16 protein-coding genes are annotated in these 19204 nt (G+C 36.6%); 9 read left to right on the top strand and 7 right to left on the bottom strand.

The window, feature by feature from the left end; genetic code table 11:
• The first annotated feature begins 1 nt into the window (after nucleotide 1).
• Together CRT24_RS16585 and CRT24_RS16580 are read left to right on the top strand one after the other, a co-directional pair.
• A complete protein-coding gene (locus CRT24_RS16585) occupies nucleotides 2-3106 on the top strand; it encodes an efflux RND transporter permease subunit (protein ID WP_099372294.1) in 3105 nt (1034 codons plus the stop codon).
• A gap of 10 nt (nucleotides 3107-3116) precedes the next feature.
• The gene (locus CRT24_RS16580) at nucleotides 3117-3641 is read left to right on the top strand and encodes a hypothetical protein (protein ID WP_099372293.1); all 525 of its coding nucleotides are present in this window, start codon (nucleotides 3117-3119) and stop codon (nucleotides 3639-3641) included.
• An 879-nt stretch (nucleotides 3642-4520) separates the two neighbouring features.
• On the opposite strand, the gene CRT24_RS16575 is transcribed toward CRT24_RS16580, so the two are convergent.
• The gene (locus tag CRT24_RS16575; RefSeq protein WP_180269160.1) at nucleotides 4521-6404 is read right to left on the bottom strand and encodes an alkaline phosphatase; all 1884 of its coding nucleotides are present in this window, start codon (nucleotides 6402-6404) and stop codon (nucleotides 4521-4523) included.
• Nucleotides 6405-6574: 170 nt separating this feature from the next.
• On the opposite strand from CRT24_RS16575, the gene CRT24_RS16570 reads away from it, so the two are divergent.
• Nucleotides 6575-7168, top strand: coding sequence for a hypothetical protein (locus CRT24_RS16570; RefSeq protein ID WP_099372291.1), 594 nt, complete (start codon nucleotides 6575-6577; stop codon nucleotides 7166-7168).
• Nucleotides 7169-7217: 49 nt separating this feature from the next.
• Here CRT24_RS16570 and CRT24_RS16565 read toward each other — a convergent pair whose 3' ends face one another.
• From CRT24_RS16565 to CRT24_RS16555, 3 genes are read right to left on the bottom strand one after another with little or no spacing between them, the layout of a single operon-like run.
• A complete protein-coding gene (locus CRT24_RS16565; RefSeq protein WP_099372290.1) occupies nucleotides 7218-7724 on the bottom strand; it encodes a GNAT family N-acetyltransferase in 507 nt (168 codons plus the stop codon).
• Nucleotides 7725-7729: 5 nt separating this feature from the next.
• Nucleotides 7730-8569, bottom strand: a complete 840-nt coding sequence (locus CRT24_RS16560) for a prephenate dehydrogenase (RefSeq protein WP_099372289.1) — start codon at nucleotides 8567-8569, stop codon at nucleotides 7730-7732.
• A 43-nt stretch (nucleotides 8570-8612) separates the two neighbouring features.
• Nucleotides 8613-9773: a pyridoxal phosphate-dependent aminotransferase gene (locus CRT24_RS16555; protein WP_099372288.1), complete on the bottom strand. Its 1161-nt coding sequence runs from the start codon at nucleotides 9771-9773 to the stop codon at nucleotides 8613-8615.
• Nucleotides 9774-10281: 508 nt separating this feature from the next.
• On the opposite strand from CRT24_RS16555, the gene CRT24_RS16550 reads away from it, so the two are divergent.
• The 5 genes from CRT24_RS16550 (at nucleotide 10282) to CRT24_RS16530 (ending at nucleotide 15954) form a co-directional block, all read left to right on the top strand.
• Nucleotides 10282-11328, top strand: a complete 1047-nt coding sequence (locus CRT24_RS16550; protein ID WP_099372287.1) for a LacI family DNA-binding transcriptional regulator — start codon at nucleotides 10282-10284, stop codon at nucleotides 11326-11328.
• 182 nt (nucleotides 11329-11510) lie between these two features.
• Complete coding sequence (locus CRT24_RS16545) at nucleotides 11511-13337, top strand: ABC transporter ATP-binding protein (protein ID WP_099372286.1); 1827 nt, start codon at nucleotides 11511-11513, stop codon at nucleotides 13335-13337.
• A 61-nt stretch (nucleotides 13338-13398) separates the two neighbouring features.
• Nucleotides 13399-14598 carry an aminofutalosine synthase MqnE gene (gene mqnE / locus CRT24_RS16540; protein WP_099372285.1) on the top strand — a complete coding sequence of 400 codons (1200 nt, stop codon included), beginning with the start codon at nucleotides 13399-13401 and terminating at the stop codon, nucleotides 14596-14598.
• Nucleotides 14599-14612: 14 nt separating this feature from the next.
• Entirely contained in the window at nucleotides 14613-15239 is a 627-nt protein-coding gene (locus tag CRT24_RS16535; protein ID WP_099372284.1) for a histidine phosphatase family protein, read from the top strand.
• A complete protein-coding gene (locus CRT24_RS16530) occupies nucleotides 15232-15954 on the top strand; it encodes a menaquinone biosynthetic enzyme MqnA/MqnD family protein (RefSeq protein WP_099372283.1) in 723 nt (240 codons plus the stop codon). Before CRT24_RS16535 ends, CRT24_RS16530 begins: the two co-directional genes overlap by 8 nt.
• A 532-nt stretch (nucleotides 15955-16486) precedes the next feature.
• Here CRT24_RS16530 and CRT24_RS16520 read toward each other — a convergent pair.
• Genes CRT24_RS16520 through CRT24_RS16510 form a run of 3 tightly spaced genes read right to left on the bottom strand, consistent with a single transcriptional unit; the run spans nucleotide 16487 to nucleotide 18184 of the window.
• The gene (locus CRT24_RS16520; RefSeq protein WP_099372281.1) at nucleotides 16487-16861 is read right to left on the bottom strand and encodes a DUF423 domain-containing protein; all 375 of its coding nucleotides are present in this window, start codon (nucleotides 16859-16861) and stop codon (nucleotides 16487-16489) included.
• Nucleotides 16862-16881: 20 nt separating this feature from the next.
• Complete coding sequence (locus CRT24_RS16515) at nucleotides 16882-17583, bottom strand: rhodanese-like domain-containing protein (RefSeq protein ID WP_099372280.1); 702 nt, start codon at nucleotides 17581-17583, stop codon at nucleotides 16882-16884.
• Nucleotides 17584-17608: 25 nt separating this feature from the next.
• Entirely contained in the window at nucleotides 17609-18184 is a 576-nt protein-coding gene (locus CRT24_RS16510) for an alkylphosphonate utilization protein (RefSeq protein WP_099372279.1), read from the bottom strand.
• 150 nt (nucleotides 18185-18334) lie between these two features.
• Here CRT24_RS16510 and CRT24_RS16505 point away from each other — a divergent pair, with 150 nt between their 5' ends.
• Nucleotides 18335-19204, top strand: a complete 870-nt coding sequence (locus CRT24_RS16505) for a neutral zinc metallopeptidase (protein ID WP_099372278.1) — start codon at nucleotides 18335-18337, stop codon at nucleotides 19202-19204.

The raw sequence follows: 19204 nt of genomic DNA, 5'->3' as shown, positions 1-19204 counted from the left end.
CATGAAGAAATTTGTACAAAATATCGTAACCTTTTCATTAAGGAATACCACATTTATACTGTTCGCTACACTTGCGCTATTGTTTGGAGGTATTTATGCTTTAAAACATACGGCTATTGAGGCATTTCCCGATGTTACCAATACCCGTGCAAGGATAATTACTCAATGGCCTGGAAGAAGTGCAGAAGAGGTAGAAAAACTAGTAACGCTGCCAATCTCTAAGGAGATGAACAGCATTCCTAGAAAATCAAATATTCGTTCCATTTCCCTTTTTGGTCTTTCTGTAGTAACGGTTCAGTTTGAAGATGGAGTAGAAGATTTTTATGCTCAGCAATATGCTTCCAATAAATTAGGTGGCGTAGAACTTCCTGAAGGAACCAGCGTTTCCATCGAGCCTCCATCAGGGGCAACTGGAGAGATATTTAGGTACATTCTAAAGAGTGACCTGCCAATCAAAGAAGTCTCAGMAATTCAGGATTGGGTCATAGAAAGAGAGCTGTTGAGTGTTCCGGGTGTAGCCAATGTGATTAGTTTTGGGGGTGAAGAGAAAATATATGAAATCAAGATCAATCCAAATGAACTTAAGAGTTTTAATTTAACTCCGTCGGATGTATTTGAAGCGGTTTCAAAATCCAATGTCAATGTAGGTGGAGATGTTATCCAACAAGGAGATCAGGCTTATGTTGTCAGAGGGGTTGGTCTACTGGACAAAATTGAAGATATAGGCAATATTACAGTCAAATTAAATGGTTCTACCCCAGTATTGATCAAAAATGTTGCAGAAGTTGTAGTTTCCAATAAACCAAGGTTGGGTAAGGTCGGGTATAATGAAAATGATGATGTCGTGGAGGGGATCGTTGTTATGTTACGTGGCGAAAACCCTTCCGAGGTTATTGGTCGACTGAAAGAGAAAATTGAAGAATTAAATACACGTACTCTTCCTCAAAATATTCAAATCGAAACTATTATTGACCGTACTACTTTAGTTGATAATACCGTAAAAACAGTTTCTAAAAACATTATCGAAGGAGTATTGCTTGTTTCTCTGATCGTTTTCATCTTTTTATATAATTGGAAATCGACTTTAATAGTAGCATCAGTAATCCCATTATCTTTTCTGTTTGCTATTATCATGCTGAAATTCCAAGGTTTACCGGCCAACCTTATATCTATGGGTTCATTAGATTTGGGCCTATTACTTGAGGGAACTTTGGTTATCGTTGAAACAGTATTTGTTGCATTAGCTACTCTTTCCCATAAGGTGGGGCCTGAAAGATTTGCTAAAATGAGCAAATTAGGGGTTATTAAGAAAAGTGCCGGTAGTGTTGCATCTTATATCTTTTTTGCGCTCTTGATTTTGATTGTCGCACTATTGCCGATATTTTCATTTCAAAAGGTAGAGGGCAAAATGTTTTCACCATTAGCTTTCACTTTAGGGTATGCATTGTTAGGGTCATTAATTCTGAGCTTGACCTATGTTCCTGCAATGTGTAAATTACTTTTTACCCAAGGAATTGAAGAAAAGGAGAACTTCATAACCAAGTTTTTCAATAAATCTATTTATAGACTTTATCGAGTTTCCCTAAAATTTAAGAGAATAACAATAGGAGTTTTCATAGGAATTTTAGGTCTTTGCGTTATTAAATTTATGAACTACGGTTCGGAATTTTTGCCGCAGTTGAATGAAGGTGCGATTTATATTCGGGCAACTTTGCCAAACAGCATAAACCTGGATGAATCGAGTCGTCTCACAAAGGAAATGAAGGAACTAATGGTTGAATCATGCCCTGAGATTGATTTTATTATGACACAAACGGGTCGACCAAATGATGGTACTGATCCTACCGGATTTTTCAACATCGAATTCAATGTTCAATTAAAGGATGAAAGTGAATGGGAGCGTGGATTGGATAAAGAAGGTATCATTCAAGATTTTAGGACAAAACTCAGCCAATACCCTGGAATAAATTTTGGATTTAGCCAACCTATTCAAGACAATGTTGAAGAATATGTTGCTGGTGTCAAGAGTTCCTTGGTAATCAAAATATTTGGTGATGATCTGTATAAACTTGAAGACTATGCCAATCAAGTTGCCGAATCTATAGGTAAAGTAAATGGGATAACCGATATCAATGTTTATAAAAATATAGGATTGCCAGAATTACGGATTCAGTTGCATGATTCAAAAATGGCCAAATATGGTGTTTTTACTCAAGATGTTCAGGCTGTAATTGCTATGACCATAGGTGGACAAGCGGCAACTAAATTCTATGAAAAAGACCGACAGTTTGATATTGTTCTTCGTTTCAATGAAGAATACAGAGATACTCCAGAAAAAATCGGGAATATCCTCATTCCAACAAGTACGGGAGAAAATATTCCATTGCAAGAAATAGCAACAATTGGTTATGTTACTGGACCGGCGTTTATTTATAGAGAAGGCAATAGTCGCTATATCGGTGTTGGGTTCAGTATCTCGGGAAGAGACCTGGGAAGCACCATTGAGGAAGCAAAATCTGTAGTAGCACAAGATATCAAATTGCCTAAAGAAAATTATATGGAATGGGCAGGCGAGTTTGAAAGTAAGGAGAGAGCAACCAAGCAATTGATGACCGTAATTCCTATTTCACTGGCTCTCATATTATTATTGCTATACAGCAATTTCGGAAATATGAAAGATACCGCTATTGCTGCAATCACAATTCCATTTGCATTTATTGGTGGCTTTTTATCGCTATGGGTAACAGGAACTATTTTCGGGATTTCAGCAGGGATAGGACTCATTATTCTATTTGGTGTAAATACAATCAATGGGATTATCCTGATTGCTGTCATGAAGGGTTTTCTGAAGAAGTATTCATTGAAAGAAGCGATAGACAAGGGTGTGAAAAGCCGTATCCGCTCCATTGTGATGATTGCCTTGATGGGCTCAGTAGGGTTATTACCAGCGGCACTTTCAGGGGGAATGGGTTCAGAAATTCAGAAGCCATTGGCTATTATGATTGTAGGAGGCCTGTTAATTTGTTTGGTGCTGTCGTTTGCGGTTCTGCCAGTCGTGTTTTATTATGCTTATAGAAAGAGTAAATTGTTAGCTAATAATAATTAACTTTGCAGGCATGAAGAAAAAGGGGACTGCTATTAATAAAAAGCCAGAATTTTCAAGGCCTGTTGAGAGATATTTTTACGATTTAGATAAAACTTACGGTGAAGGAAACTATACCTTATATGCCATATTTTTATTCCTGTCATTTTTCGCAATAATGGGTTTGATCTGGATGATACCCTTTCCACAGTTAGATTTTTTGGTAAAAATGAACGCTCATACCTTTTTGAACTGGGGTTCATTTTTCATTGCAATAGTTATTTATTGCTATTTAAAACTAGCACCAACACTTTCTTATGCGGTATTGTTTACCATCGGAATCATGAGTTATTTCATCGTTCAATTGGAATATATCGAACGTGATGGCGGACCCTCAGTAGTCTTGGTTTGTTCCATTTTAGCTATCATCGGTCTGGCTGGCTTATTTTTTACCAGTAATAACGCCAAAAAAGGTGAAGCTTCATTTTTAAATCTATTGACAATTGGACCAATATGGTTGTGGTCAAAAGTATTTGATAGGTTAAAGTGGAAGTATTAAAAGAGTATTTAGTATTTAGATGTTGGTGATGAATTTTACAAATTCAGATCTAAATGACCGCTGAAGATGGAGAAACCAACTAGCGTGTTATATTTATCTCTATAAAAGTTACACCCCTACAGGGTTAATTGGCGCATTATATTTATCCCTATAATAGTTACACCCCTACAGGGTTAAATGGCGTATTATATTTATCTCTATAATAGTTACACCCTTACAGGGGTTATTTGTCGTATTATATTTATCTCTATAATAATTGCACCCTTACAGGGTTATATGGCGATTAATGTCATTTTCTATAATAGCACAACCCCGCTAGGGGTGACACTATTATAGAAAAAAATGGCCATACACCCCAAAAACCCCATCGGGGTTAAATGCTGTAGGCATGAAATCTCTCTTAAATGCCGTAGGCATGTAATATCTATAGCATTAAAATCGCCTCAAAAACCAACGYCGTAGGTGTGGCATRTTTGTTAAATTCTGCTATAAKAGTGTCACCTTGATAGGGTTATACTATTTTTTTTATACCAGGTTATAAACCTGTGGCACGGCGAGCCAACCCCAGGGGGGTGTAACTATTATAGAAGCGGTTTTATCACCCCGGTGCAACCCTGTAGGGGTGTAACTATAAATTCCTGTTCAATTAAATTTTAGGCTCCGTAACGATCAAAATTCTTGTAAAGCGCCCTTTACAAAAAAAGAAGGTGTCACCCATCGCAATGTCCGGTGCTTAGACTTGCGCTAGCTAAGCTTAAGATGGTTGGTGGGGACACCATCCATGGCCTTTGTGAAGACACCAACCATGGGCTTTGTGGAAACTGCAACCATGGGCTTCGTGGAAACTGCAACCATGGCAAAAAAAAGCCCCCCATTCCCTTATTTAATATCCTTTAACCGATAAATAATTTTGGCAATATCAGTATTGTTCAAAAATCCTTGAAAATTTTCCGCTCCTGGGCCAAATGCCATAAGTGGTACAGGAATACCAGTATGATCCGTTGTGGCAAAATCTCCTAGCACAGTTCTGCTCGCTTGATCTGCATCCAGAATCACCAAACCTCCAGTTTCATGATCTGAGGTTACAATAATCAAAGTTTCTTGATCCTTTTCAGCAAACTCCAATGCTTGACCAACTAATCTATCAAAACTTAGATATTCAGTTATCGTAAATCCCATAGAATTGCTATGACCGCCACCATCAATTTTAGCACCCTCAATCATCAGAAAGAAACCCTTGGAATGGTCCTTCTGCAGAAAATTAATGGCAGGATTTAGAGCATGTTCTATAAACCTGTAAGAAGTTTTGATTTTAGATTGGTCTTGGTCCAGCTTATTCCATTTATGGTCAACCTGATCTTCTTGAAAAATCAATGCTTTTTTGCCAGGAATCTTGGATAATTCATCTAAAGATGATTCAATCTTGAAACCTTTGTTCTCTAAAGAATTCACCAATGCATTATTATCTTTTTCAAATGCACTGTTTTTTCCACCTATGATCAAATCGAGATTAGAGTTGATTAGATCATTTGCAATACTATCCGACTGATCTCGCTCGCTCACATGGGTATAGAATGCGGATGGGGTAGCACCTGTTATTTCGTCGTTCGAGATTATTCCAGACCGCATTCCCAATTCTGCTAATCTGTCCGGTATATTTGCTACTTTGTTGCCCATACTGTCGACACCAATATGCCTGTTCTTGGTTTTTGAACCAGTTGCTATTGCGCTACCACCTGCTGCAGAGTCTGTATGATAATTGTCTTTTGGTTGAGTTTTTAAATAACCAGTATGAGGCATGTTCAAAACGTTAAGCTTGCCATTATTTGCCATAGCTGCTGCCCATAGTTGAGATAACCCTGCTCCATCACTGATCAAAAGGATAATATTTTTTGGTTTTAAACCTGTTTTGAACTTAGTTTTTATCTCGTAAGGATTGTAAACGCTTTCCTCTTTATAGGATTCCTTCGGATAATTTATTAGGAATTCGCTCAATTCAAAAGGTTTATCAGTATTAATATAGTCTATTCCAATTTTTGGCCACTCATACCAGGTGGTTTTGGTGTCAGGAGATGCCCAAAAACGAATCTTTTTCCCTAACCTATGTACAGAATCAACTTTCGTTTTTATAATTTTTAGGTCCTTATCCGTAAGTCTTCCAAGTCCATTCCATTTTGACAATGAACCAAAGGATACACTGATCAAGCCAATTCTCTCCAGTTGGGCAGGACTGTAGTTTTCACTTAAATTACCGTCGAAATAGAAAATATCATCATACTTAGGGAAATCCTCAGCTTTAGGCCTATTCCCACTAATGAGTAATTTGACAGCTTTTGGATTATTCTTACTGTCAAACAATTGCCTGTGAGGCTTTAATAATTTTGTTAAATGGTCCAAGATTGGAGCACCTTCCGTCTTTGGATCAATCAATAATTGAAGTTGGCCTTGGTTTGGATACAGAAATCCATCTTCACTATGTTTATAGGCTTCTAAAATAGGTTCTAAATAGAGCTTAGTAAAGGTTCTATCTTTAGTTATTTCATGTGGGTCATGGGCCACATAAAGTTCACCATCCTTCAAAAACAAATCTACCTCAATAGAACCAAAACCTAATCCGTATGCCTGTTTAAAGGGGTTGTTTCTAGTATAATCATTATGAGAATGAGCATTAGGCAGGTAGGCTATAGGTTTTATCTGTCCATAAGTTATTCCAGAAAACAGTAATACAGCAGGTAACAGAAAATTATAAAATCGGATGTTCATAAACATGTAGTTTAGGAGAGTTTGTATATGTTGTAAATCGTTAATAAAAATAGTAATAGATTCGGCTAAATTATAATTCAACTATTATTGATTTATTACTTTTATATTAACTTTTGATAAACTAATAGTTTTTAAAATAATTCATATTTGATTAACTTATTTCAAATCCGATGAAGGATCTTCAATACCCACTGCATTTCACATTCCGTGTCACCAGCTTATCAAATGATTTTTCTGCAAAAGATGCAAATGGCAACAGTATTTATTACGTTCGCGAGAAAATCTTTACTTGGAGAGATCATATAATGGTTTATAGAGATGAGAGCAAATCAGAAATACTTTATGAATTAAAATCAAACAAACTGATCGATTTCCAACAGACATTTACGATAACTGATCATACAGGTAAAGTAATTGGAAAGGTGAGACGTAAATCTATCAAATCCCTTTGGAGATCAACTTTCAACTTGATGGATCCCCAGGATAAATTAGATCATACGATAAAAGAGAAAAATCCATGGGTAAAAATGTGGGATGGTTTATTCGGTGAATTGCCTCTCGTTGGCATGTTGTCAGGCTACTTTTTCAATCCATCTTATATATTGAGAAATGAACAGGACGAACCCATGTTCGAAATCATCAAAGAGCCTTCATTTTTCGGCAGGAAATTTACCGTTCAAAAATTAACAGATAAACCTGTTGATGATGAACGATTTGTGCTCAGCTTGATGTTAATGGTCTTAATGGAAAGGGATAATGGATAAAAAAAATCCCTTATAATGACTATAAGGGATCTTAATATCTTTTTATGGATTAGCTTTTGTTCTTATAGATGGAATAGGTAAACTTTACTTTACCATTTTCATCTTCTTCTTCCTTTTCTTTAATGGCGCCAATTTTTCCCAAAGCCATCTGCGAACGGATATTTTCAGATGCAACATGGAAAATAACCTTGTCCAGCTTTTCAAAGGCAAAATCCATCATTAAATTTTTAATGGATTGATTGTATTCACCACCCCAATATTTCTTTCCCAAGAAAGTGTAGCCAATAGCAACAGATTTCTCGTGTCTGTCGTATTGATAGAATGAGGTTGCTCCGATTACCTGTTCTGTTTTAGCATCTAAAATCAAGTAGGGGATATCGGTATCAATTAACTTTTGAAAATATCTTGTAAATCCTACAGGCGTATAGCGTGTAGTATCCGGGTGCTGGGCCCAAATCTCTGGGTCCGAAGCAGCGGCAAATACCCATTCATAATCGTTTTTGATCATGGGTATCAATTTTACCAATTCGTTGCTAAGAGTTTTTCTTTCCAACATAACATTTATTTTATGATACGTTTGATTTTATTGGATTTCTTGATCCATTTATGGACAGCTTCATAATCTTCTTTCTCGATTTTATCATAAATGTGCTGAAGCTGTTTGATATGTTCTTCCAATACTTCCAATACATTGGTCCGGTTTTGTTTAAAGATTGGTGTCCACATATCAGGTGATGACTTTGCAAGACGAACAGTGGATTGAAAACCCGATCCTGCAAGCTCAAAAATCCTGCCCTGTGATTTTTCTTTCTCTAATACTGTCAAAGCTAAAGCAAAAGATGTTAAGTGCGAGATATGAGATACATAAGCTGTATGCATATCATGCTCTTCTGCAGTCATAAATGAGGTCTTCATCTCAAGTTGTTCTGTAACTGCATCTGCCAATTCAAATGCATCCTCATCAGAACGGAAAGCCTCAACATATACCATCATTTTATCTTTGAATAAATCTGGAATTGCTGCTTCCGGACCTGAATATTCGGTACCAGCCATGGGATGGGCTGCTACATATCTGCCTCTATTTGGATGATCCTTTATTAAGTTCAGGATATTGGATTTTGTAGACCCCATATCAATTATCACCTGGTCGGTTGCTACATCAAGTAATTTGGGCAATAAGGTCATGATGGCATCGACAGGCACAGTCAATACAATAACCTTACAAGATTTCATGGCATCCTCCAAAGATTGAATTTCATCCACTAAATTAAGCTGCAATGCTTTCTTTTGATTTATCTCACTTTTCTCGACACCTATTATTTTATCGAAAAAGTTAGTTTGTTTAAGTCGGATACCGATTGAACCACCAATCAAACCTATCCCGACAATTGCTATATTCATTTTAAATACAATTCAAATAAATTAAAAATTTGCAGATCGAAAGTTATAATGATTTTTTAATTCTTTCAATCGCAAGTTCATACACCTCTATCTTGGCACATAAGCTGATGCGGATATATTGTTCTCCCTCAGATCCAAAAATCCCTCCTGGGGTGATAAATACATGCGCATTATAGAGAATATTATCGCAAAGTTGATATGAATTTTCATATCCTGCAGGGATTTTGGCCCAAACGAACAATCCTACTTGATTTTCGTCGTAGCTGCAGTTCAACAGATTCATGATTTCAAAAACCTTATTTCTACGCTTACGGTATTCTTCATTCAATTCCGTGTACCACGATTTATCCAAGGATAAAGCAGTTGCAGCAGCTAATTGCATAGGTAGAAACATTCCTGAATCCATATTGCTTTTGAATCGCATGATCTGGCCAATACGTTTTTCATCCGCTATCAACATGCCAATTCTCCAACCGGCCATATTTGATGATTTACTCAAAGAATTAAGTTCTATAGCTACATCTAAAGCTCCAGGAACTTCCATGATACTTTGTGGACTATCATTTAAGATAAAACTGTATGGGTTATCATGGCATATCAATATTTCATGCTTTTTTCCGAATGCTATAATTTTTTCAAAAAAATCACGGTTGGCCAGGGCACCAGTCGGCATATGGGGATAATTGATCCACATAAGCTTCACTTTTGACAGGTCCATCTGTTCCAATTGGTCAAAATCTGGCACCCAATTGTTTTCAAGCTTTAGGTCATATGTTAATGGCGTTGCGCCAGTAATCGTAACCGCACTTGAATAGGCCGGATAACCAGGATTTGGAATCAAAGCATAGTCACCCTCTTGAAGGTAGGTCATACAGATATGCACTATACCTTCTTTAGAACCAATAAGTGGTAATATTTGAGTGTCTGGATTTAGATTAACGCGATAATATCGACGATACCAATCCGCCATAGCCGTTCTAAGAGCAGGTGCTCCTTTATAACTTTGATAGCCATGAGTAGTTGGTAATGCTGCCTGCTCTTGAAGTGTTTTAATCACTTCTGGATGAGGAGGTAGGTCAGGACTTCCGATGCCAAGGTTAATTACTTGAGCACCATTCCTGTTCATTTCATCGATTTCTCTCAACTTCTTCGAAAAGTAATATTCTTCTGTCCGTTGAAGCCTTTTCGCTACTTCTATTTCCATTTTTTAATTTGATTTGGCGATAAAATTATAAAAACTTAATGGTTTTATTTCAATTATGACAAATAATAAAGCTCATGATTGAATAATTTATGAAGCAACCTGTTATTTAACTCTTTAGGTTTCGGCATTAGGGACCCAGCCATTTCCAAGCAACCCCTCGAAAGTAATTATTAGGAAATTTTTGGCTACAAGAATTTTTTGATAAATAGCTTGTAAAAAATTTCTCCATTATTAAATATTCTCAACTATGGAAATACTTTTGATACTTATTTTTATTGAAACATGCCTTAAATAAGCTTAAAATGAGCAATAAAAATAAATTATTATAAATTATTATTCTTTTTGAGAAAAAATGTATAATTTATAATTCAAGTTTTACATGATAAAAACAAAAAGATTAAAATTAATTTTAAAGAAAATAATATTTAATGATATAAAAGTGTATTTTCGTTTTAAGGTTAGTTTAATGTTTATAAGTGTAAAATATTTTCTTTAATTTTTAAATCCCATGAAAGTATCTGAATTATCTGGTGTAAAAGAGATTGCCCGACGGGCGAATGTTTCCATAGCTACAGTTGATAGAGTTTTGCATAACCGTACCGGTGTTGCGCAAAAAACGAAAGAAAAGATATTGTCTATCATTAAGGAGATGGATTATAAGCCGAATATTTTAGCAAAGCGATTAGCTTCAAAGCGTGTATATAAATTTGGAATTTTAATTCCAAAGGAATGTTCAGAAGCTGAATATTGGAATGCTCCAGTTTCCGGAATCCAAGAAGCTCTGTCGGAATTTGGTGATTTTGGTGTTGATCTTCGATATTATTTCTTTGATCGGGATGACAGAGAAAGTTTCCTGGCAAAAAGTGATGAATTGCTCAAAAAGCATATTGATGGTGTAATCGTAGCTCCAATTTTTCTCAACGAAACAAAAGATTTTGCAGCTAAATGCACTGAAAAACGTATTCAGTTCGTATTTATTGAATCGCAAGTGCCATCTGTGCATCCATTGAGTTATATAGGTCAAGACATCATACAATCCGGAAGGGTAGTGGCTCACCTCTGTAAATATCTGATCCAACCCAAAGATGAAATCCTAGTGTTGAATGTTGCCAAAGAAAAAGATATATCAAACCACTTGGAAGAAAAAATCAGAGGATTTGAACAATTTTTTATTGATACGAGCTACCAATGTTCTATAAAAAGTTTCAATGTAGAAATTGCTGACGATGAAGAGATCACAGCTTTTATGGAAGATTATTTAAATCATCAACAGCCCAAACTAATCTATGTTACAAATTCCAGAGCCTATCTTGTTGCTAAATATTTAAAAGATAGGGGCTTAAACCATATTAAGCTTGTAGGTAATGGATATCATACCCGAAACATTGATTTCTTAAAAGAAGGATATATTGACTTCTTGATATGCCAAAAACCATTAGAACAAGGTTATAAAGCCTTTTTGGCACTCTATGAATATTTTATCGCAAAAAGGAAAGTGATAAAATTACAATATATGCCTATCGATTGTAACCAAGGAAAACTACATATACTATGAAAATTGATTCTAATAGTAAAGTGAACCTATTAGACAATTAAAGATAGTATGCCCCTAAGCATCCTTACAACGGTGTTTTTTGTCCACTAAATTGACATTTATTTGCAACAATTTAGTGCATGGCTGGATGAAAAACACCATAGGTTACAATTTTTCTTACATTTGTAATCTTAGTAATCTGCATGAAGACATACTTTAGACTTCTTTCGTTCGCGAAACCAATTGAAAAATATGCTATTCCTTATATCATATGTACTTTGATAATGGTGGTGTTCAGCACCTTGAATTTAGCTCTATTAGCACCATTATTAAACACTTTATTTAATTCCCAAGATGCTGTTATTGAACCGGTTTCTAAACCGGAAAACCTGACCGATATTATGGGGTATTTTAATTATTTCGCCTATGATCTTAATAATCGCTTAGGCCCATATGATGCCCTGAAATATATCTGTATTGTTATTGTTGCTTCGGTTTTTGTAAGCAATTTATTCAGATATCTTTCTCAAAGAATAATGGAGAACCTGAGGATACATACTTTATTGAATCTGAGAAAATCTGTTTTCAATAATGTAATGAACTTACATCTTGGTTATTTTTCAAATCAAAGAAAAGGGGATATTATCTCTAAAATTGCATCTGATGTACAGGTTGTACAATTTTCTGTTACAGGTACATTGCAAGTAGCATTTAAAGAGCCTTTACAGTTGATTGCATACCTGGTTATGCTATTTATTATATCAGCTAAATTAACCTTGTTCTCCTTATTGGTTATTCCTGTTTCAGCATTTTTTATTTCCAAAATAGTTAAGACCCTGAAACAACAAGCCCAACAAGGACAACGGATTTATGCAAATATGATAACCTTATTGGAAGAAGCACTTTCTGGAATTAAGATTATCAAATCGTTCAATGCAGTTGATTTTATTAAAGGAAGATTTAACGCTGAGAATGATGAATATGCAACCGTAAATAGAAGAATGGTTCGCAGGCAACAGATGGGATCGCCAGTTTCGGAGCTGTTAGGTGTAGGTATGGTGGCGGTAATCTTGCTTTATGGTGGTCACTTAGTGTTAAGTGGTCAAGGAGATCTTGAGGCTTCTGAGTTTATAGCATACATTGCCATATTTTCACAAGTGATGAGACCGGCAAAAGCTCTTACCGATGCTTTCAGCAATATCCATAATGGTATAGCTGCCGGTGAAAGAGTATTGCAGTTGATCGATGAGAAAAATCAAGTGGCAGATAAACCGAATGCATTTGAAATCAAAAAATTTGATGACAAAATCGAATTCAACAATGTGTCATTTGCCTATGAAGATAATGAGGTTCTGAAAAACATCAATCTAACGATCGATAAGGGTGAAACTGTAGCTCTGGTAGGTCCTTCCGGAGGTGGTAAATCAACGTTGGTGGACTTAATTCCGCGATTTATGGACGCTACTACGGGTGAGGTTTCAATTGATGGTATAGATGTTAAAGATCTTCAGCAGGAATCTCTTCGTAAAATAATAGGGGTAGTCAATCAAGAGTCTATTTTATTCAACGATACTATTTTCAACAATATAGCTTTTGCCAATTCTGAGGCTACAGAAGAGCAGGTTATACAAGCTGCTAAGATTGCAAACGCACATGATTTTATCATGGGTACGGAGAATGGTTATCAGACGAATATCGGAGATAGAGGCTCCAAATTATCAGGAGGTCAGCGCCAGCGGATTTGTATTGCTCGAGCAGTTCTTAAAAATCCACCAATAATGTTGCTGGATGAAGCGACTTCAGCTTTGGATACAGAGTCAGAGCGTTTGGTTCAGGATTCATTATATAAATTGATGGAGAACAGAACTACGGTTGTTATTGCACACCGACTGAGTACGATTCAGAATGCCGACAAGATTATCGTTCTTGAAGCAGGCAGGATTGTTGAGGTAGGTTCACATTTGGGCTTGATAGCTCAAAACGGTTTATACAAAAGACTGATTGATATGCAGCAATTTGTAGAAGCATAGCGACTGTTAAATTTAGCTTTTTCGGCTATGTTTTCCTACATTTGTATAGTAAGGAAGCGAAATGGAAGCAACAGAAAAATTAGCGTTTTTAATAAACGACAAGAATCTATCAGAAGAGTTAAAGCTAATTGCTGAGAAGGTCCTTAATAGTGAGCGAATTACATTTGATGAAGGTGTTTACCTTTATGAAAATGCAGAATTGGGCTATCTAGGCGTATTAGCAAATTATATCAGAGAGAAAAAACACGGAGATTACACTTACTTCAATCGTAATTTCCATATCGAACCCACCAATGTTTGTGTTTATGACTGTAAATTCTGTTCATATTCCAGATTAATCAAGAATCGTACGGACGGTTGGGAAATGGATGTCGATGGAATGATGGACATCGTCAAAAAATATGATGGGGAACCAGTAACTGAAGTCCACATTACAGGGGGAGTAGTACCAAAGCAAAACCTGGAGTTCTATGCTGAATTCTTCAAGCGCTGTAAGGAACACCGCCCTGAACTTCACATTAAGGGATTAACCCCCGTTGAATACTACTATATCTTTAAGAAAGCGAAATTGAGTCATTATGATGGAATGAAATACCTTCAGTCCTGTGGCTTAGATTCTATGCCTGGTGGAGGAGCTGAGATTTTTCATCCTGAAGTTCGCGAGAAGATTGCTCACGATAAATGTACGGCAGAACAATGGCTTGATATTCATGAACAGGCACATAAATTGGGAATGCATACCAATGCAACAATGTTATATGGTCATATCGAGGAGTTTTGCCATCGTGTAGACCATATGGAGCGATTAAGGCAATTGCAGGATAAAACTGGAGGATTCCAGACGTTTATTCCTCTAAAATTCAGAAATAAAGACAATCAAATGGACCATGTTCCTGAGGTTTCTGTTATAGAAGATCTTAGAAATTATGCCATCGCAAGAATTTATATGGACAATTTTGCTCATATAAAAGCATATTGGGCAATGATTTCAAGAAACACAGCTCAAATGTCATTGAGTTTTGGTGTCGATGATATCGATGGTACTTTAGATGACACTACCAAAATCTACAGTATGGCAGGTGCAGAAGAACAAACGCCGGCAATGAGTACAAAAGAATTGGTAGAGCTGATTAAAAATGTAGGTAGACATCCAATTGAAAGAGATACTATTTATAATGTAGTTACAGATTATAAGGATTTTGTATTCGAAGAAACAAATCCTAAAAAACAGTATTATTCATTACCAGTAGTTAATTCTTAAGTAAGGGAACCAAATTGAAGAAAACATTTTATTTTATTCGTCACGGGCAAACGGATTTAAATCTAAAAGGTATAGTTCAAGGCCGAGGTGTAGACAGTCCATTAAATGAAAATGGAATTAAACAGGCTCAGGCTTTTTATGATACGTACAAGAATATTCCATTCGACAAGATTTATACTTCCACATTAATTCGTACTCATCAAACTGTTGCTCCATTTTTAAAGGATGGTATTCTAATGGAACAACTAATTGGGTTGGATGAAATTAGTTGGGGTATATATGAAGGTCAAACCCAAACAGAAGAAATCTTAACAGGTTTTGACAAGGTAGTTTCATCTTGGCGCAACAATGATTTGGATTTAGCTATTGAAGAAGGCGAATCTCCAAACACATTAGTTACTAGGCAAAAAGAAGCTGTCGAGTATATGCTTCAACAACCTGAAGAAGAAACCATACTAGTCTGTATGCATGGCCGAGCATTACGTGTGATGCTATGCCATTTGACAAATGTTCCGGTATGCAATATGGATGATTTTCCTCACACAAACACAGCCTTGTACAAATTAGAATATAGCGACAATGAATTCGCTATCGTCGATCACTACAACGTAAAGCATTTAGAAGGATTATTAGATGAGTAAAATAAGAGTATCTGCGGTTTCTTATACCAACACTTTGCCTTTTTTACAGGGAATAAGAAATTCAGATGTGATGAATGATATTGAGCTGTCTGTAGATTTTCCAGCAGAATGTGCCCGAAAAGTAATTTCTGACGAGTCGGATATGGGAATTATTCCCATTGCAGCCCTTACAGATCTAAAAGAATACCATTTTATTGGAGATTATTGTATCGGTTCAACCGACTATGTCGATTCTGTATTTATATTTTCCAACAAACCAATTGAGGAGGTAGAAACCTTACTGTTAGACAAACAATCTCGGACATCCAATGGCTTAGCTAGAATATTGTTGAAGCATTACTGGAAAAAAGAAGTAAAGATTGTTACTGAAGGAGAAGCCGATGCTTACGTTTTAATAGGAGATAGAACCTTTGGCAAAAAGGAAGAAGTTCCTTACGTCTATGATATGGGTCATTACTGGAAAGAATTAACAGGATTGCCATTTGCTTATGCCGTTTGGGTGTCAAACAAAAAGCTCCCAGACTCATTTGAAAATAAATTCAATGCAGCCTTAGCGGATGGGGTTTCAAGGCCAGACGATGTTATCCCAGGATTACCTTCTTTTCCAAACTTTGATTATCACAAATACCTAAATGAAAATCTAAACTATCATTTAGATGCAGATAAGAAAAAAGCCATTGAGAAATATTTGGAATGGTTTAAGGAATTGGGGTAGGGGATTTATATAATAGACATTAGACAATAGACATAAGACATTAGACAAGTCAAGTCGCCATGGTGTCCCCAGCAACCATCAAAGTAGATATGATGGTTCCGTTGCTCAGGGTCCATCCTTCGGCCAATACGGCAAACCGTGGCTGGTGTCCCCACCTGCCACATAATGCATGCCTATACCATTTATCCTTACAACCCTGTAAGGGTGTCACTATTATAGAACAATATTTTATCAAATTTAATATCTCAAATCTCATATCTCACATCTCATATCTCACATAACAAATAGCGGACTCAGTCCTCTTTCGTTCGGACCTCAGCCGGACCTTGTTCGGACCTTGTTCGGATCATGTCCGAACAAGGTCCGAATGAGGTGCGGCCAAGGTGCGCACAAGAGAGGAACAAGAGTCAAGCACAAGTCGAATACTTGCGCTAGCAGGAGTGCTGCAAGGACACCATGAACTTTACCAGATTTGACACAAAAAAAAGGTCCATGGAGATTTCCATGGACCGTTCTATATTAATTCTTTATCTTATAAGAATGATATCAACAGCATGACCCAACCTACGATCATCAATAGACCGCCCAAAGGTGTAATAGGACCCAAAAATCTTAGGTTCGCTTTTAATACATCTTTAAGGCTTAAGAAATAAATGCTGCCTGAAAAAAGGATACAACCCCAAAAAATGCCGTAGTATGCCCATTTTTCTGTTGTTGTTGCAAAATCTAAATGGAAGCCAATAATCAAAAGAGTTATAGCTGCATACATTTGATAGCGGACGCCAACTTCAAAAGAATTTAATCTTTCCTCAGTGAGTACTTTTTTAAGAGCATGCGCTCCAAAGGCTCCGAATACTATGGATAGAATTCCTAATATTGATCCGGAAATGAGTGCTATTTGATTCACGTTTTTTGAATTAAGGATATTTATTTAGAGGCTTTTTTCACTTGAGCCATGATTTCGGTTTCTGTTGCTATTCCGGATTTGTTCCAAGCTTCTTCTCCTTTTTTGTAAAGGATCATTTGTGGAATCCCGCGCACATTCAAAACTTTCATCAATTCTTTGTTTTTATCAGCATCAATCCTTACCACTTTTACCTTTCCAGCTTGTTCTTTTTCGATTTTGTCGATTGTAGGTTTTAATTCTTGGCAAGGAACACACCAAACTGCTGAGAAATTTACGAGAACCAAGTCTGATGAATTGATTACATGGTCAAATTCATCTGTACTCATTCCTTTAGCTTCTTTACCAGCCTCAGGTTTGATTTCAGGTTTTTCAGCATTTCTCCAGTCCATCATGCCCCCGGAATAATCATAAACATTAAAGCCATTTTCTGTCAGATATTGTGCTGCTTGTTTGCTTCGACCACCACCTAGACAATAAACATAGACAGGTTGGTCTTTGTCAAAATTTTTGATAGCTTCGGCAAATTTTTCCTTTTCTTTCCAATCCAGATTTACTGAATTTGGAATATGTCCGCCTGCATATTCTTCGGAAGTTCTAACGTCCAGAATTTGGGTCTGAGGTTTCGCAATCACTTCTTCCATTTTAACAGCATCGATTTTCTCTTGCGAATAGGCTTGTAAACAACCCAATCCAATTAATGCTGTGAACAATAACTTTTTCATAAATAAATTTCCGTTTACACTAATATTAACCTTTGCGAAGGTACTTTGTTAATATAACGATAGTTTGGCCTTCAATCTTGCCTTCTATTTGCTCTGTATTGTCAGGAACAAGTCTAATGTTTTTAACTACAGTTCCCAATTTGGCAGAAATACTCGATCCTTTTACATCTAGGGTCTTGATTAATACGACTGTATCACCTTCAAAAAGTCTTGTTCCATTAGAATCTTGATGAAATTCCACTGTTGCATCTGCTTCGTGGTCTCCTGTTTTCTTAGCCCATTCGAGGGTTTCATCATCAAGGTATAAAATATCAAGATTGTTGGCTGCCCAAGCTTCATTTCTCAATCTGCTCAACATCCTCCATGCAACCACTTGAACTGGTGCAAATTCAGACCACATGGTTTCACCAAGAACTTTCCAATGCTCAGGGTCAATTTGTTCTGTTTTTTCTATCTGTCCTTTGCAAACAGAACAGATCAAAATACTGTTATCTAAAGAAGGATTTGAGGTAGGAGGGACTTCGTATATTTCAAGGTTTTCTGAAGAGCGACATAGTTCGCATTGATTTTCACTTCTGTTTTTCAGATCGTCTAATAACATATGTTTGGTAATATTAAATGAATTCAAAGATAAGCATTTTAAATGAGGAGAATGAATTGTACCTTAGAACTAAGTTATTGTACACGCTATGCTGTGGCAAAGAATTTGTAGTGTAACCGAGAACAAACTAAAATTTAATAAAATATACTTATGAAATGGCAAGGTGGCCGCCGCGGCGGAAATATTGAAGATCGTAGAGGGATGTCTGGTGGACAGAAAATGACTCTAGGAGGAATCGGTGGTGTAATCGTTTTAATCATTGGATTCTTGATGGGTGGAGACCCCAATGAAATCCTGAATCAAATGGGTGGTTCACAGCAACAGGGAACTGTTAATGAACAAGGTGAATACCAATCTACTCCTGAGGAAGATAAGCTGATGGATTTTGCTGATGTAGTGTTGGCAAGTACTGATGACGTTTGGACCAAGATTTTCCAAGAGAATGGCAAATCCTATCCAAAGCCTACTATGGTAATCTATACAGATGCTGCACAAACTGAAGGATGTGGTATGGGTCAATCTGCTTTTGGGCCATTTTATTGTCCTGGGGATCAAAAAGTTTATCTTGATTTAAGTTTCAATAGAGAACTGGCTCAAAAATATGGGGCGAAAGGGGAATTCGCACTTGCATATGTTATTGCGCATGAAGTAGGTCATCATATCCAGAACATCTTTGGAGTTCTTTCTCAGACAAATGCTTTGAGATCTAAGTTGAGTGAACGTGAGAACAATAAAATTTCGGTAATGACCGAATTACAAGCAGATTTTTATGCTGGTGTTTGGGCTCATCACTTGAATAAAACTACGGATGTAGAAATTACCTATGATGATATTGTTGAAGGTATGCGCGCTGCTGCTGCGGTAGGAGATGACCATATCCAAGAGCAAGCTTATGGTCAATCTAATCCAGAATCTTTTACCCACGGTTCTTCTGAACAACGTATGTATTGGTTTAAGAAAGGATATGATACTGGAGATATCAATGCGGGCAATACCTTTGATGACCCTAGTTTACAATAA

It is taken from the genome of Sphingobacterium sp. 1.A.5, from assembly GCF_002734235.1.
Taxonomy (GTDB): domain Bacteria; phylum Bacteroidota; class Bacteroidia; order Sphingobacteriales; family Sphingobacteriaceae; genus Sphingobacterium; species Sphingobacterium daejeonense.
This window is presented reverse-complemented; position numbering and strand designations above follow the sequence as displayed.